Source organism: Mageeibacillus indolicus UPII9-5, assembly GCF_000025225.2.
Classification (GTDB): domain Bacteria; phylum Bacillota; class Clostridia; order Saccharofermentanales; family Fastidiosipilaceae; genus Mageeibacillus; species Mageeibacillus indolicus.
On sequence record NC_013895.2, the window covers coordinates 1,277,510 to 1,300,016 of the forward strand.

Annotated in this window: 24 protein-coding genes, 1 tRNA gene and 1 pseudogene; 4 read left to right on the forward strand and 22 right to left on the reverse strand. The window is 40.6% G+C overall.

Annotated elements, in window-relative coordinates; genetic code table 11:
• Positions 1 to 95: 95 nt before the first annotated feature.
• The 3 genes from adhE to HMPREF0868_RS05640 all read left to right on the forward strand — a co-directional run bounded on the left by adhE (position 96) and on the right by HMPREF0868_RS05640 (position 5,804).
• A complete protein-coding gene (adhE, locus tag HMPREF0868_RS05630) occupies positions 96 to 2,741 on the forward strand; it encodes a bifunctional acetaldehyde-CoA/alcohol dehydrogenase (protein ID WP_012993750.1) in 2,646 nt (881 codons plus the stop codon).
• Between the two features lie 405 nt (positions 2,742 to 3,146).
• Positions 3,147 to 5,087: a threonine--tRNA ligase gene (gene thrS / locus HMPREF0868_RS05635; protein ID WP_012993751.1), complete on the forward strand. Its 1,941-nt coding sequence runs from the start codon at positions 3,147 to 3,149 to the stop codon at positions 5,085 to 5,087.
• A gap of 318 nt (positions 5,088 to 5,405) precedes the next feature.
• Positions 5,406 to 5,804: a metal-sensing transcriptional repressor gene (locus tag HMPREF0868_RS05640; RefSeq protein ID WP_081470257.1), complete on the forward strand. Its 399-nt coding sequence runs from the start codon at positions 5,406 to 5,408 to the stop codon at positions 5,802 to 5,804.
• A 96-nt stretch (positions 5,805 to 5,900) separates the two neighbouring features.
• Here the strand turns inward: HMPREF0868_RS05640 and HMPREF0868_RS05645 are convergent, their stop codons facing one another.
• The 22 genes and pseudogenes from HMPREF0868_RS05645 to HMPREF0868_RS05735 all read right to left on the reverse strand — a co-directional run bounded on the left by HMPREF0868_RS05645 (position 5,901) and on the right by HMPREF0868_RS05735 (position 21,029).
• On the reverse strand, positions 5,901 to 6,386 hold the full coding sequence (locus HMPREF0868_RS05645; protein WP_012993754.1) for a MarR family winged helix-turn-helix transcriptional regulator: 486 nt from the start codon (positions 6,384 to 6,386) through the stop codon (positions 5,901 to 5,903).
• A 479-nt stretch (positions 6,387 to 6,865) separates the two neighbouring features.
• Positions 6,866 to 7,471, reverse strand: a complete 606-nt coding sequence (gene nrdG, locus HMPREF0868_RS05650; RefSeq protein WP_041705968.1) for an anaerobic ribonucleoside-triphosphate reductase activating protein — start codon at positions 7,469 to 7,471, stop codon at positions 6,866 to 6,868.
• A gap of 157 nt (positions 7,472 to 7,628) precedes the next feature.
• Positions 7,629 to 9,839: an anaerobic ribonucleoside-triphosphate reductase gene (gene nrdD, locus HMPREF0868_RS05655; protein WP_012993756.1), complete on the reverse strand. Its 2,211-nt coding sequence runs from the start codon at positions 9,837 to 9,839 to the stop codon at positions 7,629 to 7,631.
• Positions 9,840 to 10,567: 728 nt separating this feature from the next.
• Complete coding sequence (locus HMPREF0868_RS05660; protein ID WP_012993757.1) at positions 10,568 to 11,032, reverse strand: GNAT family N-acetyltransferase; 465 nt, start codon at positions 11,030 to 11,032, stop codon at positions 10,568 to 10,570.
• Positions 11,033 to 11,289: 257 nt separating this feature from the next.
• Positions 11,290 to 11,571, reverse strand: coding sequence for an SMI1/KNR4 family protein (locus HMPREF0868_RS08255; RefSeq protein WP_081470258.1), 282 nt, complete (start codon positions 11,569 to 11,571; stop codon positions 11,290 to 11,292).
• A gap of 91 nt (positions 11,572 to 11,662) precedes the next feature.
• A complete protein-coding gene (locus tag HMPREF0868_RS05665) occupies positions 11,663 to 12,154 on the reverse strand; it encodes a YfbM family protein (protein WP_012993759.1) in 492 nt (163 codons plus the stop codon).
• 33 nt (positions 12,155 to 12,187) lie between these two features.
• Positions 12,188 to 12,307 (reverse strand): annotated as a pseudogene (locus HMPREF0868_RS08795) (helix-turn-helix domain-containing protein); the annotation flags it as partial.
• A gap of 9 nt (positions 12,308 to 12,316) precedes the next feature.
• Positions 12,317 to 12,565, reverse strand: coding sequence for a hypothetical protein (locus HMPREF0868_RS08800; protein ID WP_012993761.1), 249 nt, complete (start codon positions 12,563 to 12,565; stop codon positions 12,317 to 12,319).
• 116 nt (positions 12,566 to 12,681) lie between these two features.
• Entirely contained in the window at positions 12,682 to 12,969 is a 288-nt protein-coding gene (locus tag HMPREF0868_RS05675; protein WP_012993762.1) for a hypothetical protein, read from the reverse strand.
• Positions 12,970 to 13,018: 49 nt separating this feature from the next.
• On the reverse strand, positions 13,019 to 13,420 hold the full coding sequence (locus HMPREF0868_RS08260) for an SMI1/KNR4 family protein (RefSeq protein ID WP_012993763.1): 402 nt from the start codon (positions 13,418 to 13,420) through the stop codon (positions 13,019 to 13,021).
• A 34-nt stretch (positions 13,421 to 13,454) separates the two neighbouring features.
• Positions 13,455 to 13,676 carry an SMI1/KNR4 family protein gene (locus tag HMPREF0868_RS08420; protein ID WP_012993764.1) on the reverse strand — a complete coding sequence of 74 codons (222 nt, stop codon included), beginning with the start codon at positions 13,674 to 13,676 and terminating at the stop codon, positions 13,455 to 13,457.
• Positions 13,677 to 13,715: 39 nt separating this feature from the next.
• Entirely contained in the window at positions 13,716 to 14,021 is a 306-nt protein-coding gene (locus HMPREF0868_RS05685) for a hypothetical protein (RefSeq protein ID WP_041705970.1), read from the reverse strand.
• A gap of 152 nt (positions 14,022 to 14,173) precedes the next feature.
• A complete protein-coding gene (locus HMPREF0868_RS05690; protein WP_157667971.1) occupies positions 14,174 to 14,482 on the reverse strand; it encodes a hypothetical protein in 309 nt (102 codons plus the stop codon).
• A gap of 69 nt (positions 14,483 to 14,551) precedes the next feature.
• Positions 14,552 to 15,160: a hypothetical protein gene (locus HMPREF0868_RS05695; protein WP_012993767.1), complete on the reverse strand. Its 609-nt coding sequence runs from the start codon at positions 15,158 to 15,160 to the stop codon at positions 14,552 to 14,554.
• A gap of 78 nt (positions 15,161 to 15,238) precedes the next feature.
• Positions 15,239 to 16,540: an ATP-binding protein gene (locus HMPREF0868_RS05700; RefSeq protein ID WP_012993768.1), complete on the reverse strand. Its 1,302-nt coding sequence runs from the start codon at positions 16,538 to 16,540 to the stop codon at positions 15,239 to 15,241.
• Between the two features lie 499 nt (positions 16,541 to 17,039).
• Complete coding sequence (locus HMPREF0868_RS05705; protein WP_012993770.1) at positions 17,040 to 17,228, reverse strand: hypothetical protein; 189 nt, start codon at positions 17,226 to 17,228, stop codon at positions 17,040 to 17,042.
• Entirely contained in the window at positions 17,228 to 17,587 is a 360-nt protein-coding gene (locus HMPREF0868_RS05710) for an EndoU domain-containing protein (protein ID WP_081470259.1), read from the reverse strand. Before HMPREF0868_RS05710 ends, HMPREF0868_RS05705 begins: the two co-directional genes overlap by 1 nt.
• 155 nt (positions 17,588 to 17,742) lie before the next feature.
• Positions 17,743 to 18,102, reverse strand: coding sequence for an ImmA/IrrE family metallo-endopeptidase (locus HMPREF0868_RS05715; protein WP_012993771.1), 360 nt, complete (start codon positions 18,100 to 18,102; stop codon positions 17,743 to 17,745).
• A 177-nt stretch (positions 18,103 to 18,279) separates the two neighbouring features.
• Entirely contained in the window at positions 18,280 to 18,573 is a 294-nt protein-coding gene (locus HMPREF0868_RS05720) for an alpha/beta fold hydrolase (protein WP_012993772.1), read from the reverse strand.
• Between the two features lie 267 nt (positions 18,574 to 18,840).
• Positions 18,841 to 18,917, reverse strand: a tRNA-Arg gene (locus HMPREF0868_RS05725).
• Positions 18,918 to 19,030: 113 nt separating this feature from the next.
• Complete coding sequence (locus HMPREF0868_RS05730; RefSeq protein ID WP_012993774.1) at positions 19,031 to 19,651, reverse strand: DUF624 domain-containing protein; 621 nt, start codon at positions 19,649 to 19,651, stop codon at positions 19,031 to 19,033.
• A 1-nt stretch (position 19,652) separates the two neighbouring features.
• On the reverse strand, positions 19,653 to 21,029 hold the full coding sequence (locus HMPREF0868_RS05735; RefSeq protein ID WP_012993775.1) for an ROK family protein: 1,377 nt from the start codon (positions 21,027 to 21,029) through the stop codon (positions 19,653 to 19,655).
• Between the two features lie 149 nt (positions 21,030 to 21,178).
• On the opposite strand from HMPREF0868_RS05735, the gene HMPREF0868_RS05740 reads away from it, so the two are divergent.
• On the forward strand, positions 21,179 to 22,393 hold the full coding sequence (locus HMPREF0868_RS05740; RefSeq protein WP_012993776.1) for an AGE family epimerase/isomerase: 1,215 nt from the start codon (positions 21,179 to 21,181) through the stop codon (positions 22,391 to 22,393).
• Positions 22,394 to 22,507 lie beyond the last annotated feature (114 nt).

A 22,507-nucleotide genomic window follows, 5' to 3' on the forward strand; every position in this document is an offset into this window, starting at 1 on the left:
ACAAAGTGACAAAATCTTTCTAGTAAACACGCCTCGCCATCGTTAAATTTAAAGCATAACAATTTCGAATTGATTGAATGTCGGAGGAGGAAACTATGAAAGAAACGAACGCACAAGTACCGGAAATCAGCTCGGCCCAAGCCGAGGTTAACGCTCTGGTTGCTAAGGCAAAAGTTGCTCTGAGTGAATTTTACGCTTACGATCAGGAAAAGATTGATTACATCGTAGCTAAATGTTCCGTAGCCGCTTTGGACAAACACGGCGAATTGGCCAGATTGGCTATAGAGGAAACAAAGCGCGGTGTATTCGAGGATAAGGCCACCAAGAATCTTTTCGCCTGTGAGTATGTAGTAAACCACATGCGCCATCTCAAAACTGTCGGCATTATTAAAGAAGACCCAGTTGAAGAACTGTATTACGTTGCTGAACCACTAGGCGTTATCGCCGGTGTAACTCCGGTAACCAATCCGACTTCAACAGCTATTTTCAAATCTTTAATTGCTCTGAAAACGCGTAATCCGATTGTCTTTGCGTTTCATCCAAGTGCGCAGAAATCTTCCGCTGCCGCCGCCAAGATTGTGTACGACACAGCTGTCGCCGCCGGTGCTCCCCTGAACTGCATTCAATGGATTGAGACTCCTACCATGGAGGGAACAACCGCTCTTATGCATCACCCTGATGTGGCGACGATTCTCGCTACCGGTGGTAATGCAATGGTGCGCGCGGCTTACAGTTGCGGTAAGCCGGCTTTGGGCGTCGGTGCCGGTAACGTGCCGGCTTATATCGAAGCCAGTGCAAATTTACGCCAAGCGATCAACGACGTCGTTATGTCCAAAACTTTCGACAACGGTATGATTTGCGCTTCCGAACAGGCGATAATTGTTGATCAACCCATTTATAACGAAGCCATTGAACTGCTCAAAACATACAAAGCACATATATGTAACAAGAAAGAAAAGGCTTTGGTCGAAAAATTCGCTTTCGGCGTAAACTCTTATACCGATGAAGCTCCGAACGCTAAGCTCAATCCTGACATGGTCGGACAGACCGCTGCTTGGATCGCCGAAAAAGCTGGTTTCAGCGTCCCGGAAGACACCTCCATTCTCATTTGTGAATGCAAAGAAGTCGGGCCACAAGAACCTCTGACGCGTGAGAAACTGTCACCAGTCCTCGCTTTGTTGGTCGCCAAGTCTCCCGCCGACGGTCTCGATAAAGCAGAAGCGATGGTTGAGTTTAACGGTCTCGGCCATACCGCCTGCATTCACACCAAAAACGATGAGTTGGTACGTGAATTTGGCACCCGTCTGAAAGCTTGCCGTATCTGCGTCAATTCTCCGTCCACCCTTGGCGGTATCGGTAATGTCTATAACAACATGATTCCATCTCTTACCTTAGGCTGTGGTTCTTACGGCCACAACTCCGTCAGCGACAACATCAGTGCCGTAAATCTGCTAAACATTAAAAAAATCGGAAAACGGAGAAATAATATGCAATGGTTCAAAGTGCCGTCTAAAATTTACTTTGAAAAGAACGCCATCACCTATCTACATGACATGCGTAATGTAGAACGTGTTTTCATCGTCACCGACCGTGCAATGGTTGATCTAGGGTATGTTGATCGCATTACTGAACAATTACACAAACGCCGCAACAATGTCAAAATTCAACTTTTCTGCGACGTTGAGCCGGATCCGGATATAACGACAGTAAAACGCGGCCTGAGTTTGATGCACGCGTTCCGGCCTGATACCATCGTTGCTTTGGGCGGCGGTTCTTCAATGGACGCAGCTAAAGGTATGTGGCTTTTCTACGAACAACCCGATGTTAATTTCGATGATTTGAAGCAAAAATTCATGGATATTCGTAAGCGTGCCTTCCGTTATCCTGAATTGGGCAAAAAGAGCAAGCTCGTTTGTATTCCTACCACCAGCGGTACCGGCAGCGAAGTCACGCCTTTCGCCGTAATCAGTGATAAGGCCAACGGCAAAAAATATCCTCTGACCGATTATTCTTTAACCCCAACAGTCGCCATCGTCGACCCCGCGTTAGTCATGACTCTGCCAAAAACGGTAACTGCCGATACCGGTATGGATGTTCTGACCCATGCTTTGGAAGCTTATGTAAGTATCCTTGCCAGCGACTACACCGATGCGCTTGCCTTGCAGGTAATTCGTATGGTCTTCAAATACTTGCCGCGTGCTGTCCATCTCGGTGCCAAAGACGAAGAAGCACGTGAAAAGATGCACAACGCTTCAACTATGGCCGGTATGGCTTTCGCCAACGCTTTCCTCGGCATAAGCCACTCTCTCGCCCACAAAATCGGTGCGGAATTCCACGGAGTTCACGGCCGGATAAATGCCGCCCTGCTGCCTTTTGTCGTCAAGTTTAACGGAACTCAGCCTTCCAAGCCCGGTATTTGGCCGAAATACAAGTATTATGATGCCGATGAAAGATATGCTGATGTCGCTCGTATGCTAGGCTTAGAATTCAATACCAAAGAAGAGGGCGTGGCCAAGCTTGCCGAGGCCATCTACAACTTAGGCCGCGAATGTGATGTGCAGATGTCATTCCGTGAACAGGGCATAAGCAAGGATGATTGGGATGCGGCAATGGAAAAAATTGCTTATCTGGCCTATGAAGATCAATGCTCGCCGGCCAATCCGCGCACACCGATTGTCAGTGAAATGATCAAGGAAATCTTGATTCCCGCTTACGATGGTTATATGCCTTTTAACAAATAATAGTAAGTAGAAACAGTGTTAACGGTGTGTCGAAATACGGCACGCCGTTTTCATTTTCACATTCATGGCAGCGCAAGAGCCTTATATTAGTTAAAATAAATGAGAAGCAAGCGTGGCCAAATTGATCGGTCATTGACAAAAAACTTCAAACACTAGATAATAAGAGACAAGCGTTGACGGAACGAGTACGCAGACAAGTAAGCTACAGAGAGGAAACGTTGCTGAGAGTTTCCGCTTGCTCCTGCCGAAAACCACTCCCGAGCCGACTGCGATGAACAGTCCGTAATCCGGCGACAACGGAACTTAAGAGTTAAAAATCAAGGTGGAACCGTGTACCAATTATGGGCACCCTTGACAGCATCGAGCTGTCCGGGTGCTTTTTTGTGGACAGCGGAAGGAGAAATTATGCAAATAACACTTAAAGACGGCTCAAAAATTGAATTTGAGCAACCGATGAGCATTGCCGAAATCGCCCGGCATCTGAGTGAAGGTCTGGCCCGAGTGGCCTGTGCCGGAGAAGTTGACGGCGAGCTGAAAGATCTGCGTTACGTAATTGATCACGACGTTCACCTCAACATTTTGACCTTCGACGATGAAGGCGGCCGGCACGCGTTTCGCCACACTGCCTCGCACATTCTGGCCCAGGCCGTGAAACGACTTTATCCAGATACCAAATTGGCCATCGGGCCGGCGATTGAAAACGGTTTCTATTATGATTTTGACCGTGATCATCCTTTCAACGATGAAGAACTCCGCGCTTTAGAAGCAGAAATGAAAAAAATCGTCAAAGAAAATTTGCCGATAAAGTCGTTTCTTTTGCCTCGCGATGAAGCGATAGCATTAATGGAAAAGCGCGGTGAACCGTATAAAGTGGAGCTGATTAACGACCTGCCGGCTGATGCCGCCCTGAGTTTCTATGAACAAGGCGAATTCGTTGATCTTTGCGCCGGCCCCCACTTAGCTTCCACCAAACCGGTTAAGGCTTTCAAACTTACTTCCATCGCCGGGGCCTATTGGCGCGGCAGCGAAAAGAACAAAATGCTGACACGCATATACGGTACCGCTTTCCCCAAACAAGCTGATTTGGATGACTACCTTGCGAAACTGGAAGAGGCTAAACGACGTGATCACCGCAAACTTGGCAAAGAAATGAATCTTTTCATGTTTTCAGAGGAGGGTCCTGGTTTCCCCTTCTTCCTGCCTAACGGCATGATTTTGAAAAACACGTTACTTGATTACTGGCGCGAAGTGCATCGCCGCGAGGACTATCGCGAAATTTCCACGCCGATTATGCTAAATCGCCATCTTTGGGAAACTTCTGGCCACTGGTTCCATTATCGCGACAACATGTACACTACGGTAATTGATGACGAGGATTTTGCCATCAAGCCGATGAATTGCCCCGGTTCCATGTTGACCTTTAAGAGCACCATCCACTCTTACCGTGATTTGCCATTGCGACTCGCAGAGCTTGGTTTGGTTCATCGGCATGAAAAATCCGGTGTCTTGCACGGCTTAATGCGGGTTCGTGCCTTTACGCAGGATGATGCGCACATATTTATGACCCCAGATCAAATTCGTGATGAAATAAAACGTGTTGTGCGATTGATTGATGAAGTTTATCACCATTTCAATTTTAAATATCATATCGAATTGTCAACCAGACCGGAAGACAGCATGGGAACGGACGAAGAGTGGAATATGGCGACGGAAGCTTTGCGCTTAGCAGTCGAAGACTTAAAAATTCCTTACGTCATCAATGAGGGCGACGGTGCTTTCTACGGACCGAAACTGGATTTCCATTTGGAAGATTCCTTGGGCAGAACTTGGCAATGCGGCACGATTCAACTCGACTTCCAATTGCCTCAACGCTTTGAAGCAGAATATATCGGGCCGGACGGCAACCGTCATCGTCCAATCGTTATTCACCGCGTCGTTCTTGGTTCAATCGAACGTTTCATTGGTATCCTTATTGAACATTTGGCCGGCAAATTCCCGACTTGGCTGGCACCGGTGCAAGTACGTATTTTGTCCATCTCGGATAATCAAAACAGCTATTGTTCCGAACTTTTGGCTGAACTGAAAAATGCCGGTATTCGCGCTGAATTCGATGATCGCAATGAAAAAATCGGTTTCAAAGTTCGGGCGGCGCAAGTGGAAAAAATTCCTTATATGCTGATTATCGGTGATCAAGAGATGAATGAGCACCGAGTTTCCTTACGCTTGCGCGACCGCCAGGAAAATATTCAGCTTCCGACAGCTGAGTTCATATCGAAGGTCGTGGCTGAAATTGCCGACCGCCGTATGACCTCTTCTTTCTTACCAGAACAGCCCGAAAAGGCCTAAGTTAAGACCCGGTGAAGGCCTAAGTGCTTCGGATATCCGAAGTGAGCGGATATCCAGAGATACGAAGTGGACGGATGGGCGGTGGGATGATTAATCGCAACCCAATCAAACGCTCCACATTCAAACTTACAAATTACAGTAACAGAGCCGGCTCAACCGCCGGCTCTTGCTGTATATTGGACTTTTGACCTCCCGATCTTGCACCGATTATGCTATTCTGATTTTGATTAATTAGGCAGCAATACGCCGCAGCCGAAAAAATGAAGTATAATGAAATCCCTCACCCAGATAAATAATACTGATGACGGAGGTAGTACAATGATCCTCAAAAGTAGTATTCATACGAACTTCGGCAAATTACATTTAAAACCGATCAATCTGAAGCGACTCCACAGCTTGCAGTCCCGACCTAAGACCTCCGCCCCGCGTGCGCATTCTCATCATCACACCCACTCTCCGGAACATCTTAAGGCCGTGCAAAACCGCCTAGCGCGTATAGCCGGCCATGTTAAAGCAGTACAAAACATGGTAGCCGAAGATCGCGATTGTCCGGAAATCCTCATCCAGCTCTCAGCTATAAAATCCGCCATAAACGGGGTGTGCGAAATTATCCTGCAAGAACACATCAACCATTGCGTGATCGAAGCTGTAAAAGCAGATGATACAGAGGCCATTAACGAACTCAGCAAGGCCATCCGTCAGCTGCTGAGCAAATAGAAACCACAATATAAAAGCCTTGCCATCCCCAATGATGACAAGGCTTTTGTAAACTTCATATAATGGCTAATCGGTGATACAAATTGTCAAGCCAAATCAGCTACGTTCTTCAATCTCTTTCATGCCTGCCAATAATTTATACAACAAATCATAGAGCATTTTGGCATCTGTTGAAGTCATGGACAAGCAAGCACCAACCTTTTCCGGAATAATCTCGGCCTCTTTTTTGAAATTACGGCCCTGCTCGGTCAGGCTGATAATTACAATACGCTCGTCAACTGTGCTACGTTCCCGCTTAATCCAACCAGCGGCGGCCATTTTTTTCAGCACCGGTGTCAAAGTACCGGTATCAAGATGCAAACGGCGGCACAATTCGCCAACCGGTTGACCGTCTTTTTCCCACAATACCAGAAAAACCAGGTACTGTGTATACGTAAGGCCGTAAGGTTTAAGGACAGGTGAATAAATATTGGTTATCTGTCTAGCCGCAGCATAAAGTGGGAAGCAAAGCTGGCTGTCCAGTTTCAGCATATCCATGCCTTCTGATTTCTCTACCTTTTGCGAAGTTTCTTCTCTTTTCATCGTTACCACTCCTAATATTTACTCTGCAAAATCCTGTAATTAACCCGCAAATCCTAAAAACCGCTAAAATAATCCGACAAATATAAGTTGATTGTCAACAAGGTCATCATTACGGTAATCACATAATAGAAAGCCGTTGAGTATTATCTTATTATCGCCGCGTTCATTTTAACGCAAGTTCTTAATCATTTGCAATTAAATTACAGCATTTTTTGCATATATGTATATAGATTTTATAGTTATTATCGAATTTGTCAACCAGTTTATACGGTAATTGTGCCAATTTAATTATTTTTTCCAAAAAAATTTATAATTGAGAGCGTAAACTGAAGTTTTTGATAAAATTTCATCTTATATTTATTTCTCTAAAACAACAAATATATTCAGTTCATTTTTAGCAATCGGAGCTGTTAAACAAGTGAGGGGTCGAAAGATTGAATATGTATGCAAGTTAGGGCTACAAGATTGGAGCCGTTATGTCAATTGTCGGTCTGCATACGCGCCCACAAAACAGGCCGCCCGGCAGCGATTGAGGCCGGTACATCAATAATACGCTGATTTTCACTGCCACGAAATTGTAACTGCAAGTTTTTTTGGCTCAATATAAAACGTCCGTCAACAAGTACGTCTACTTCCTGCAAAAGCACCCACTTATCCCCTTGTGCCGCCTGCAATTCTTCCCAAGTGTAGCCACTCCACGCCCAAATATCCTTAGTATGGCCGAAGTGTTGCCGCACTGCCCGTGCCAAGGACAAACAAACGCCGGTATTTAAAAACGGCTCACCGCCCAACAAGGTTAAGCCTTGGCAGTAAGGCGCCGCCAGATCGGCAAGTATTTTTTGTTCCAATTCCCGGGTATAGGGAAAACCGGCGGAAAAGTCTTGAATTGAGGCATTGTAGCAGCCCGGGCAGGCAAAGAGACAGCCGCTCACATACAGAGAACAACGTACTCCCTCACCATCAACAAAATTATACGGCTTATAATCAGCCACCCGATTTTGACTGTAAGCCGCTGATGTCCAGCTTAGCGGGGAATTTTTGCCGCCATTTCCTGGTTCCGTCGCCCCGTTTACTTGTCTTGCCAAAATTTCACCCCCAGTTACCCACGCTGTTTTCCCGCAGTCTTTGCCTATAGTAATTATATTCAAATGATTACTGATAGATAATAGCAATAAATGATTACAGGTAGCATGAACACGTGCTACCTGTATTAAATTCACTCGGTCAGATTTGCGGTTTTGCCTATTTAAATTCCAACGTCCGGCGATCATTCATGTTCATGTGTTTGACCCGGGCCGAGATCTCTTTGTGCCGCCCGTGTACCATCGGACGGGCCTGCGGATTTCCGAGATAACCACAAGTCCGCTTAACCACATCACACGTCCTCGGATCCGTGTTGCCACAATTGGGACATTTGAATCCATTTTCAGTTGGTTCAAAGTCGCCGTCAAAACCGCATGCATAGCAATGGTCAATCGGCGTGTTCGTACCCAAATAGCCGATGCGGTCATAAGCAAAATCCCACACTGCCTCCAATGCTTTAGGATTTTGGCGCAACACCGGGTATTCACAATAGTGTATAAATCCACCTGAAGCATACGGAGGATAGTCCTTTTCAAAATCCAATTTTTCAAAAGGCGTCGGATTTTTGCGCACATCATAATGAAAACTGTTGGTATAATAATCTTTATCCGTGATATCCTTCACACTACCAAATTTTTCCTTATCCAATCTACAGAACCGGTCAGTCAGGCTTTCGCTAGGCGTCGAATAAATGCTGAAATAATAGCCATATTCTTTGGACCAAGCCAAAGTTTTTTCTTTCATGCGCCGCATAATTTCCAGGGTAAATTCTTTGGCTTCCGGATTGTGTTCCCACGCTCCGCCGTAAAATACTGTAGCGACCTCATACAGACCAATGTAGCCTAGTGATACCGTCGCCCTGCAATTGCGGAAAAGTTCGTCGACCGAATCTTCTCTTTTCAGTCGCTTGCCGAAAGCACCGTGCATATACAAAATCGGGGCATTGCCAGGCGTAGCCTCTTTCACTCGTTTGATGCGATAAAGCAAAGCATCTTTGCAAATTTCCAGGCGCGCTGCAAATATATCCCAGAACACTTTTTTATCACCCTGCGATTCCATGGCGATACGGGGCAAGTTTAAGGTAACCACGCCCAAATTCATCCGGCCGGCGTTGACTTCTTTGCCATTCTCATCTTTCCACCCTTGCAAAAACGAGCGGCAGCCCATCGGTACTTTAAAACTCCCGGTAATGCGCACAACCTGATCGTAGCTCACTACATCGGGATACATTCGCTTGGTCGCACATTCCAGTGCCAGCTGCTTGATATCGTAGTTCGGGTCACCAGGATCAAGGTTGACACCACGGCGCAAAGTAAAAATAAGTTTCGGGAAGATTGCCGTGCGCTTTTCTTTGCCGATACCGGCAATCCGTACCCGCAAAATAGACTGCTGAATATTTCTCTCAATCCAACCTGTCCCGAGACCAAAACCTATGGTCGTAAAGGGGGTCTGCCCTTGGGAAGAATACAAGGTGTTTATTTCATACTCTAACGACTGCATTGCATCATATATGTCTTTTTGCGTTTTTTTGCGCGCAAAAGCAATCTGTTTTTCCTCCCCTTCAATCCATTCACGTGCATCGGCCAGATGCTTTTGATAGTTAATTTCCGCATAGGGAGCCAAAACTTCATCAATGCGGTCACCGGAGCAGCCGCCATATTGACTCGAGGCCACATTGGCAATAATCTGGGCCATTTGAGCGGTAGCGGTCTGAATCGAACGTGGACTGTCAACGTCGGCGTTGCCAATTTTAAAACCTTCCTTGAACATGCCGGCAAAATCGATCAGGCAGCAGTTAGTCATCGGGGAATATGGATGATAATCCAAATCATGATAGTGGATTTCTCCCTTGAGGTGAGCATTTGCCACATGCTGCGGCAACATCTTTAAGCCCATCGTTCTGGCCACCGTTCCGGCCGTCAAATCACGTTTGGTGTTGAAAACTTCGCTGTCCTTATTCGCGTTTTCATTCACTACCGTCTGATCTTTCTGCAGCAATTTTTGAATCGTATAGTTGATATCTGTCGCTTTGGCACGATCAATATCCCGCTGCGAACGGTAACGAATATAGGCAGTTGCCAATTCGACTTCATGTTCTTCGAGCAAGAAATGCTCAACTATATTCTGGATCTCATAAATTTTAATATCCTGATGAAAACGATCGGCAATCTCGCAATTGATGATCTGAACCAACTGGCTGAGCCGCTCCAAGCGTTCATCGGTAGGTATTCCATTGGTTTCGGTTTCCGCCTTAATCAAGGCCTGTAGGATCTTTTCATCGTTAAAAGCGACCTTGCGTCCATCACGCTTTATCACCTTGAGGTCAAAATTTTTATATAAATTTTTGGGATAATTTTCACTTGGTGTCACTTTGTCTCCTCCTTGCTACCTGAGTTATTGTATACCTTTGATTGTGGATATTCAAGTCAGCCTCCACCATATATTGTGTTTTATTACATTTAAGTTACAGTCAAAGCCGTCTTTCAGCCTTAATTAACACGGGGTAAAATATAATATCTTTTTGAGCTTGCCTGCTTTCAAGCACTTTAGTCGAGATGTAATGACAACCACTCAACCCAGTCGGGTTTTTGGTGTCAAATTTTTTAACATTTCAACATATCCTTGCGCCCCCGCGTTTAGTAAAAAAAATAATATATTGCTACAATTGAAGCATGTAGCAATAAGACAGTTGTAATCTATAATATCAATATTTTTAGTCATAAAAGGTAAAATCTGACGGTATTTATTAAGAATTTCAAGAAAACAATGCCTACCCTAGATTTCTGATATGTACCCCCTTTACTGGTTTTCTCCGGTAAAGAGGGTACATATCATTCTCTCTAAAGTAGGCACTGTTTTTAAGTGGATTTTTAATTTAGTTGCTAATTGTATGAAATAGAATTTGTAGTTTTTTTCTCACTGGCCGTCTATTCATAAGCAGTCAAACATCTTTTTTGTTTTAACATCCAAACTCTTTAGATGACCTAGCTATTCCTGAACGATAGCACTTTCACAATCCATCTGTTTTTCTCCTTAAACCGGAATTTGTTCAGCAACCTAAGGTTGTGTATCCTGCAATTTCTTACTCCACAACCTTTTCAAATCTTATTAACCAGCTTTCTTTTGAATACACTGCAACCATTACTTTCACCAAGAAATTCAAAATCATTTTTCATCGCAATTCGTTTAGAGATTTTCTGGTTCGGGTCACACTCAATAATCAAGTTTTTCCCTATCTTTGAACTACGCTTTATAAAGGCTTTTGTTAACTCATCGGCATATCCTTTCCCCCAATCTCTCTTATTGAGTACCCAACCAAGTTCGAAGGAGTCGTTGTCATACTCATGGAATATTACATATCCGATAAACTTCTGATTAAAATCTTCTACCGCATGGATCAAAGGAGGCTCAATCAGTGCGGCACTATTTAAAAAATTTGCTGATTTTTCCCATGAAAAAGGCGGTTCTATAAATTCCATGACATCTTCATCTGAAAGTAGATTATAGAGTTCCGTTAGATCATTATTGGTAAATTTTCTTATCTTTAATCGTTCAGTAATCATGCAGTCCTTCCCGTTTCCGTCGTTTTCTTGCATTCTATGAGATATCACTACCACCGTCTCCACATGCAACGATTCGTCTGTATGAATGAAACTCCAGATGTCTGTTTTAGGAAACTTGTCAAGTATACCTTTTAACGATAGAACAAGGCTATCGTTAAAAGGTTTGAGCTGGCTTAGGAACGGGGATTTACTAACACCTTTATTTCTTCTTAATTTCTTTCGGTGCGAACTTGTCGGAATTTCCGACAGGTTGCATTTTATTCAAGTTCTTCCTCTGATATTAGCATCCCTATAAATTCTTCAAAATTATTTGCAAGGACTTGAACTTCATAATCATATTCTTGAAAACAAACGGATAATTTGGGTTCTCCATCTTTTCCACATTCACGATAATCTAAATAGATCATATCATGTCCACCAGATTCTGTATCTGCAATAATAATTCCTATATCTCGTGGATATTCCCATTCATTAAAGCAAAATTCATTCCCAAATTTTCCAAATAAAGACTTGTGCTTGTTACCCCCTATTCCAAAAATCCTTTAAATCACTATTTTCAAACATTGTTAGTTCCTCTTCTTAGGTCGCTCGGCTGGCTTTGCTATTTCCGCAACAGTTGAAATTGTACAGTTAATAGATTGACACTAAAACGGCGCTCTCTTGTGCTGCCATTTTCTCATAAAATTTTTTCAACCTTTCAAATGAGGTTCTTAAATAATCTTTAATTGCATCTGCTTCATCTTCGTATTCCCAAATATTAGGGTAAATATCGTTTTGGCGAAACGCACTCATATCAAATTTATCAATATATGTTTCAAAATCAAGCTCTTGCAATGCCTTTGCAATTTCTTTCACTCTATCAGTTTTCGTTCCGGATATAAATTCTTCGATTTCTTCCCCGGAAATATTAAACTGTCCTACAATCGCTTCGCTGATTAAATTATCTTCAATCGGTTCGCCGGCAGATTTTCCTGTCAGCAAAAAATGAAGTGCGTCCCACGTTTTATCTATATCACAAATTTCTAAGTTCACATTTTCCTGTGCGTCTTCCACATCATCAAGACACATAAATTTTTCCAATTCAATGTCAGTAGTTGACTGATAATTTGCAATCATTCCCATTTATTTTTCCTCCATATTTTACTTTATTGTTCTTTACTTCCGCCCTCGCTGGGGTTTTGGATTTTTCAGTAAATCCGACTTCTGTGCAATCTTTTTCGCCCACTTCTTTTCTTCCTCGGACAGCTTCTTCAAATTCAATTTTCCAGCTCTACAATCCGGGATTTATTTGCGATGAGATTGCATTCTTTCTATATCTTCTGCATATTCTAAAAGCTTAACAATTAGTGGATTATCAAACTCCCATTGATCAATTATATATCTTGGATAAGAAAGTACATATGTAGGATCTTTTTCTAATTGCTTAAGTTCAAGTAAAATTTGTTTAAGATTATTAATTCTCCATTCATCCAAATCCATCATGTTATTTTTTATCTCATTTTGTACAAGTTCCTGTATTTCTTTATTTTTCATTAAGTCCTCTAAATTTAAATTTTTATAACCCAATAGTCTCTTAATCCTCGTATCTAAATTTATAATATCCCATTTGGTATATTTAATTCTTCATAACACCTAATCAATTTATCAAACTATTCATCTCTATAATTTAAAATAATACTATCGAAAATTAAACCAAAATCATCAGAAACATAGGCTGCTAAATCGTCTGAATTTGAGTTCTCATACGCTATTAAATAAGCCGATTCTCTGATATTCGTATTGTCAGTTATTTTTACACTATTTTTTAATACTTTAATTTCATCAAATACTCTTATCCATTCGCCATCAAAGGTTGTGTTTTCTCTTCCAGTCAGGACCTCATCAAGATTAAGATTTTCATAATTTATTTTTCTTAAATTATTTATCAACTGTTCCATTTTAATACCTATACTCAAATTCTAATTTGATCCTATACTATCTATTTAACTAACGCATAAGTTCAAGCCACTTTTTTGCATTTTCACAAGTGCTGTCAATAGGTGTTGTATGATTGTTTGTAAACACTTCCCACTGCCAATCCTCTCCTCCGACACAGCCTAATTTCGTGTATTCTTCAAGAAATTCTGCAAAAGAATTTGCCATTACATAACCATGTAAGTCGCTCCCATCGTGACTTAAGTAGACTACTTTCCCATAAGACTCTTTTTCTAAATCTATAGCTAATAAATCACCATTGTCAAGCTCCTGAAATACCAGCTTATTGTGAAAAATCTTGTCATACGGATTATCATAATTAGGATAGCAAATATCTACCAAACCTTTTCTACTTTCTTCAAAAATGGGAATTAAATCTATTCCAAAATGCAAATTACCCGCAGAAATTTCCACCAACTCACTCGGTAATGGTAGTATTTCTTTTCCTTCAATATAAGTATCCCCAAAAAACTCTAGATGTGATGAAATTTCTTTTCAATGCCTGTCTAAATTCTATTGGTAGACTGTAACCTAATTCTTCTTCAAGCTTTAGAATATCTTCTTCTTTTGCAACATCTTTGCAAACAATTTCTTCTGTAAATCCACCTAATTCTTTTACTCTGTTTCTAAAGAAGTTTAATCTATCTAATATCTCATTTTTATTGTACATAATGTATCTCCTACAAATTATAATTTGTTAATCAATATATTATGCCAGTAAATATTTATCAATAAGTTCTCCCAAAACATTTGTGTTTATAATTTCATCATTTAATAAATCGTCATATTCATTTTCTAATTCACCTTGCCGCTCCATAATCCAATCTATATGTTCCTTTGAACAAGCATAATTTTGACGGATAAAATAGTACTCAGCTAAAAGGCAATGTGCTTGAACAAGCGATACAATATCGTCATTCGTTTCAATAACCTTTTTCATGCTACAAACAGCACCATCTATATCACCCTTTTTTAACTGCATAAAGGCTTTATTTATATATAATTCAGATTTCATATTTTTCCCATTGTAAACCAATATTTCTTTTCCCACTTTATCGGTTGCCGAAATCTTAACTTTAGTATTATCAGTATATGAAAAGTCAAATTCTCTAACCGGCAAGATAATTGAAATTATATTCTCCTCTTTGAAAGATTTTACAAAACTTATTATTTCTTTATTAGATTATCATAAAATGCTTTATAGGTTTTTTGTGAAAGTAGATTTTCGTCTTGTAAACATGTGATAAACTTTTCTGTTGCGCTCATATCCTCCGCACAATCTATATTATCCGCAAGCAAAACCAAAGCTTTTATAGCCAAAGCATTATTATCCTCCCTAAGACACTTTTCAATTAGAATTTTTAATTGAACTACTAACTCATCAAATATTTTCGAGTTATCTATGGCATCTTGCATCTTTTCGTACTCACTTGTACTTAAATCTTTAAGTCTTTGTTCTATTTTTTTAAGTATCATATAAGAATCCATCATTCTATCTCTACAAACTAAGATTATAAATTAAACTTCCCAATCATGAAAAAGCGTCTACTTTATTCTTTTTATCATATCTAAATAAAATTTCTTACCACCATCATTATTAGCTAAATCATGCTTTGTTTGTAAAAAAGAAATTACTTCTTTTTTGTATTCTTCAGGGACACTTTGAATATTTTGATTAATAATATATACCAAATTTTGATGTGCAATTTTTTTTGGTGTCATTTTTTGCATACTCATAAAGTATTTCCATTTATCAGGGTAATATTCAAAATTTTTTAAGCGCGGTAAATAGTTAGAAACATAACCTGCAAGTCCTTTTTTATAAGCATTTGATAAAATAAAATTATAAATTTCAGTGGTTTCTTCAAGTTGGTATCTTAGTATCATATTTCCCAAAATAGATATGATATTCAATAGTATTTTTTCATTATCTGAATAATTAAGTGCTATCTGTAAAAGTTCCTCAGCAAATTTGTCATCTTTGAAATACGGAGAATAGTATAATGACATTTCATCTCTAGGTGTTTTTTCAAATAACTTTAGAATATTAACTACTTCTGTTTCTGTTTTCATTTTCCAGTTTTTAATCTCTACTTGAAGTAATCGAATATCATTTATTTTTTTCTTTATCTTGAATGGAATATTTTCACTCATGACTCCCTCTTTTGTATAAATTCAAATTTATTCAAATATTGTAAATACGCATTTTTATTAAATTTAATATTGCTATTTTTATAAATCCAATGCAGCTTCATCTAAAAGAAAGTCCTCTACACCAATATATAAAATACCATCATCATCATATCTTGGCACAATATTATTTCTAACTATAACAACCTTTTTAAAGGAATCTCCGGTTCTCCTCAAAGATTCTGTTTCTTGTATTTGCTTTTCTTTTGTATCAACATTAAGTGCCGATTGAATATAATATCTGTTACTTCCCCTATTTATAACAAAGTCGACTTCTAAGTTCTTTCTGACAGTTTTTTTACTCTCATCTTTATAGTTGTATTCCACAACACCAACGTCTACATTTAATCCCCTCATTCGAAGTTCATTATATATTACATTCTCCATGATATGTGATTGCTCATTCTGCCTGAAATTTAACCTTGCATTTCTAAGTCCAATATCTGAAAAATAGTATTTGTACGGAGATGATATATATTTTTTCCCTTTCACATCATATCTTCTGGCTTTCTCAATTAAAAAAGCATCTATAAAATAATCTAGGTAAGTGCTTACTGTAAACTGAGATATCTTTATATTTTTTTCTGATATAAAAGTATTAGCTAATTTTGTCGGATTAGATAAAGAGCCAATAGATGAAGATATAATATCTAGCAAATCATCCAATATAGATGTGTCTTTTAAGATTTTATTACGCTCTATTACATCTTTAATATAGGTACTTGTAAAAATATTCTTCAAATACTCACTCTTTTTTTCATGGCTTTTAAGCTGTACAGACATTGGCATTCCGCCATATAGACAATACTCGTCAAAAGCCTTTCTTTTATCCCCTTCATAACATGAATAAAACTCTGCAAATGAAAATGGGTATACCCTTATTTCATCACCACGATCTCGAAATTGCGTCAATACATCTGATGAAAGCATTTTGGAATTACTGCCTGTAATATACACATCTACATTCGGTATTTTCATTAATCCTAGTACCAAATCGACAAATGTAATTTTTGAATAACTTCCTTCCAAATATGGATTGGGAATTTCTTCTACAAACTGAATCTCATCAATAAAAATATAGTGCTTAATTCCATTATCTTCAATTTTACCTCTTAAAAAGCTATCCAGCTCGATTGGATTCCTGTACTTAATATTCTGTAGACTGTCAAGGGCAATCATTATCATTTGATTTTCACTTACTCCACAGGAAAGTAGGTGCTTTTTGTATAATTCAAATAAAAGATATGATTTCCCACACCTTCTAATGCCTGTAATAATCTTTACTCTTCCATTATCTTTTTTATCTATAAGTTGGTTTAAGTATCTTGGTCTTTGTACTTCCATCTACACACCTCATTTAAAACTATGTTGTAAATACGCATTTTAATTAAATCCATTTATAGTATTATAACATCCTTCAGTAAAGACTTTAATGCGCACTTTTAAAATAAATGCGTATTTACAACTTTTATTAAACCAGCGTTAAAATCTATCAAACTCCTCTTGTCCTGCCACCTGCTTATACTTAAGCCTATCTCTATGTTAGGCATGGATCTTACAACCGCTGTTACATTTTTTTACGCCAGACTGTACGAGAACAAGCTATCCCATTTGAAATCAAACGTGATGTCTTTAACGCTGAAACCATTGCTGCATTAGTAGAGTATAGTGAAATGAAAGCAAATCCTGAAAAATATAAACGCTATTCTTCTTTTTCTGATGCAATGTCCGAGGTGTTAAATGCTTGAAGTAGTGCTATCCAATCGGTTTAAAAAAGACTTAAAACTGGCACAAAAACAAGGCTTTGACTTGAATCTTCTAAATGAAGTTGTTGATATCCTTCTTAGACATCAGTAGCCTCAAGAAAATCCTCGGCGCACTCTATACAAAAATCTACGTGATATCTCTTAGCCTCTTCAGGAAATTTTGCCATCAAGCTTTTATAACATTCAACTATTTCTCTGCCATAATCATATTCATCATGCGTTTCATTGCGCTTTTTAATTACCTCTTTAAATCTTTGTACATCCATTATTTATTACCTCTTTTCTTGAACTGTTGATTTGAATCAGGAAATAATGTGCCGATTTGACCGTGTGTTCGTATAACTCCCACACGCACTCCTTTCCAATTACCAAATACAATAACCCTATCTCTCATATGTTTGTTTCCTTTTAAGTTAGCAACATGTTCTCCTGCATGCTTAATGTCCTTGGTAGTCCAACTAGCCGGAAACCACGCTGGATTAACACCATCTTGTTTTGCACGTTTCTTATGATCCGGCACATATCCAACCCTCACCCCATTAGGATATGTTTTCACGATATGATACTCAATGTCGTATTTATTCAGTTCTTTAAGACCTGTCTGACCATGACCGCCGGACTTTATTTTGTCTTGTAGTTACTTAGCAGGCTTGATAAAATGTTCATTACTTAGATGGGTGTTTTATAACGCCTACATAAAACGCTTTTGAATTGCTCCAACAATTCAGGAGCGTTTTAATTTACTGGTTCATTCACGTTTACTCCCCCTTTTATGCCGATTCATGCAACCGATGCTATTGGATCAATCTTTTTTATAAATTCCTCTTCATGACTAAATAATTTAAATCCGAATTTTTTCTTACGACTTGCAATATTTGCGCTTGCATTGCGCGCAGCTTCAAAACTTACACCACAAAATGCCACAATCTCATTAGGTGATTCTATACCCTTCAACATAAGATAAGCAGTTGGACACATAAAATGCCGTGCAAAATAATCAGCTAAATCATCTTTAGAATCATCTTCATCTTCGCAAATATAATGCCCAATTTCATGAAAAATAGAAAGACGGATTGCGCCTTCTGATTCAAACATGTCATTGTAATAAATTGTTGGCGGGTTTTCTTTAGACTCTTTCACAAAAAATGCGTGCGTTGTATCTTGTATATAGTTTTCTATAAAAATATTTCATTTATTTTCTTCGTAAATTCTGTTTATAATTCTCGCTAATTCAGCAGGATTTTTGATATTCCCATTTTGGAAAATATCTTATTTGGCGTCAACTTAAATACCATATTTTGAATACAAATAAGAAATTTAGGCATCTTGTATTGTGGTGCAGCCAAAATTAACGCTGCAATTTTTTTGGGGTTGCCTAAAATATAACTCCAGTCCTAATACTGCACCTAGACTTAAACCACAAATAATCAAAGGGCTGCTTTCCTCATTTATTTTAATCTCAAGTTGATTTGCTAAAGAACTAAAACTCTGATTTTCGATGTTGTTTGGAATTACATCAATACAATTTACATCTCTACAATTAAGTAATTGTATCGTTTCGCCCCACGATATTTTATTCTGACCAAGTCCGTGTAAAAATAATATTTTCATATTAATCAAGCCTCTTCATGTTGATATTATTTATAATATACCAAGAATACTCTGTCTTTAAATTAGAATTTATCAAACTCAAAACCGGTATTTTTACCATCTCTTTATGTGTTGCGATGATTTCTTGTTTATCTTTAACCAGCATATTTGCGCCTTTAATAAACAGCGTTTGAATCTCAGTTCTGGTAATCTCTGCACCCTAATACCAACGATTTCAAGACACAAAAAAAGACGACACCGGATTGTATCCGTTATGTCGTCATTTTATGGCGTCCCCGAGAGGATTTGAACCTCCGACCTACCGCTTAGGAGGCGGTCGCTCTATCCAGCTGAGCTACGAGAACAAAATTAAATTTCATCGGCCATCACCGCTGCAACGGCGCAAGAAACTTTTTATATTATAAAACACTTGAAGAGAATTGGCAAAATCCGGTCATATTTGATTAGCAAATTGATATCAGTGCTCACTGTCATCTTTGGTGTATTTGGCAAAAATTCTTTCGGCAAAAAGCGACAGCAGCCATGCCGTCAGCACCGGCGAAACCAGCGTCGTAAAATAATATTTCGCGCCAAGTTTAAAGATTTCCACAACCAGCAACACCATCACAATGGTGGAGGGCAAGGAAGCCAGCGCCAGTTTGAAGCCTAAAACATGCGCTTCTTTTAAGGTTCGCCGGAACCTCGCCAATATAACGACCGACCAAACGCACCAGCCGAACGGGATAACTAACAATATTTTCGCGGCTGTGTAAATTATAATTGCCGTTTTATCACCGCCATGTGCCAGAGCGCCCGCCAAACTGACCGCATAATACAGCCAGTAAGCGGCAACGCCCCAGATCAAGCCGGCCGGGAGTAGTATCCGCCAATTTTGCCGACAACTCTGCCAAAAACGCGCATAAGCATGACCTTCTTTCAGACGTAACGAGTGGTAGACAGCATCATACAAAGCAGCCGAAGTAAGAGCCATAGTGAATAACGGTGCTGATGTAAAAAGCCATAATATGCTCAGGCCAAACACATCAGCCACCATACCTACCCGACGGAAAAGTGCGTTATCCGGATCGAAAAGTCGCATATCATTTCAGCTCTGGCAATGAGGCAGCCGCGACCGATTGCCCCACTCGACGGAATTTTTCATCAGGCAAAGTAAGTTTAATAACCGCGGCCAAATCGGAGTACTCGTCAGCAAGGACACGTTTAGCCTCAGCCATGATGATATCGCCGCCTTTGCCGGACATCACCCTTCCCAGAAGCAAGACATATTCAAACTTATAGAAATCATAATAAAAAGCTAATGCATGCCCGAGGTACGTGCCGATCGATCTATATATGGCCGCTGCTCTTTCATCATCGGCCAGCATCAATCCCTGCACTACCTTGAGTTTTTCCGCCGGCGAAAGCTCAGGATCTAATTCGATTCCTGCTTGGGGAGCCAACTTAATGACGGCATCTTGAGAAAAGTACTTACATCCGACACCAATGTCCCCAGACCATTCGTCCTCTTCCGCCTCCGGATTGGCGTCCAAAGGCATGAACGCCAGTTCATTCAGCCAGCCGGTTACTTTGCCGTCTTTATCGACGAAACCGACCGCTTCACTCGTTCCCATGGCAATTCCAAGGATATTGTCCGCATCTAGGCTCATCGCCCCAGCCAAAGCGGTAACATCACCGTCATTGCAAACGACAACTGGAACATCCCCGATTTCTTTGGCCGCTCTAATATAAATATCCTTAACCTTTTTTTCAAAGTCACTCGGACTTACTTTTAGGAACAATGAGGCGTTCATCGTACGATTATTTATATAAACGCCCGCCGAAGAAATACCGATAGCGTCTACCCGCGGCATTTTAGCAGCCGCCGTCTTCATTGCGGTAACGATTTCATTGAAATGGTATTCCGGATCCGCAGTTATCTTTGGGAACCAGACAACTTCTTCACTATACACCGGTTTCCCGTCGATGACGGCGGAAACTTTACGATCACTGCCGCCAGCGTCAAATCCGATCCGGCAACCATCTAAATGCCGACCCAGAGCTTCTGATTTTGAATATTCCGGCGGAATTTTATCGCAAACTACCACTTCAAATTCATGTTCATAGACTCCGGACATAAACTTATAATCAAAGGCGCGCTTACCGTTCGCCGCAAAAATTTTGGCCAACTCGGCACAGATACTCCGGTTGCCGGCTAAATAAATGCGGAAACCGCCTTTAAGCCATAAAATTGCCTTGATCATGCGCTCCAAGAAGTATATGTCCGCCTTGGCCATAGCCGCGGTACCGTGAATAAACGTATGCCAAGCAGCAATTTGCTTGTCGGCTCGCTCCACAGCCACCGCAAACGGTTCATGAGCCGTCTTTAAGAAAGCCTCATTGAATTTGTTTAGCGGTATAAAATTTTTATCTAGCTGCGGTTTATTCTTAATTTCGACTTGAATGCCCCAACGTTCCATACTGCACCTCACCTAGTTTTTTTTAATCTTAACATGTTCCATTACAATATTTCTACCCAAATCGTCGTCGATTGAAAATTATTTTCAGCGATGTTATTATCAAACCGTCCGCCGGCAGTTGCCGAGTAAATTTCAGGTGAGGTATTAAAATGAATACAGAAGAATTGATGCAATACCAACAGTGGGCTAAAGCGGAACTGATGCACTGTTCCGAATTTTGGCTAAAACACGGTATCGACCGTGAACACGGCGGGGTATATACCTGTCTCGACCGCGCCGGCAAGATTTATTCTACTGATAAAAGTGTCTGGATGCAGGGACGTTGTGCTTGGACTTATGCCTATCTCTGCCACATTTACGGCGTAAAGCAGAAATGGCTCGAAGCATCGCGCTCCTGCCTCGATTTTATGGAAAAATATTGTATCAATCGCGCCGCCGGCAACCGCATGTATTTTACGGTAACTGCGGACGGAAAACCCTTGCGTCAACGGCGTTACTGCTTCTCGGAAGGTTTTTATTGCATCGCCAATGCTGAATATTTCGGATTGACCGGAGAAAAGGCTTGCCTGGAACGAGCGCGTGCCGCCTATGAGCTGATTTATGAACTTAACAATGGACTTATCAAAGATCCAACCGGTTTCGGCCCGAAAACCGATCCTGCAACACGCAGCGGCCGTTCACTCGCTGATCCGATGATTTATCTCAACATAACTGCGGTGCTACAACGCGTCGACCACGATTCAACTTATCAGGAAATTTATCGTCGCCGAGCCGCCGAATGCACTGACTCCATCGTGAAATATCACTATAAGCCTGAACTGAAATGCACCCTGGAAACCGTGGGGTTGAACGGCGAATTCATGCGTGATGTCACTGTAGGACGCATCGTCAACCCCGGCCACGATATTGAGTGTAGCTGGTTCATGCTGGAGGAAGCCAATCGACGTCATGATATGGAGTTACACAACATCGCCGCCAATATTTTTAACAATGCCATCGAAGCCGGCTGGGACAAAGAATACGACGGTTTGTTGTATTTTATCGACTGTTTAGGCTGCCCACCGGAAGCTTACGAACACGATATGAAACTCTGGTGGCCGCATAACGAAATTATGATTGCTTCTATGATGTTGTACCGTGATACCGAAGATGAAAAATATTTAGATTGGTTTAAACGAACAGTAAAATATTGCCGCGATCACTTTTCCGATCCGACCTATGGCGAATGGTACGGCTATCTGCGGCGCGACGGTAAGCCAACGGAACCGCCCTGCAAAGGTAGCACGTTCAAAGGCCCCTTCCACGTCATGCGCAGCTTAATTATGACAGATAAAATAATTGATCAAATTTTGGCAAAGAAATAGTCGAAAAACGAATTAAGAAATAAATCGCTTACATCCGGGAAGTATAAGTATATAAGTAATCATTGATCGGCAAAGGGCGACAGGATCGCCCTTCCTCGCCGATATTCTTAAAAC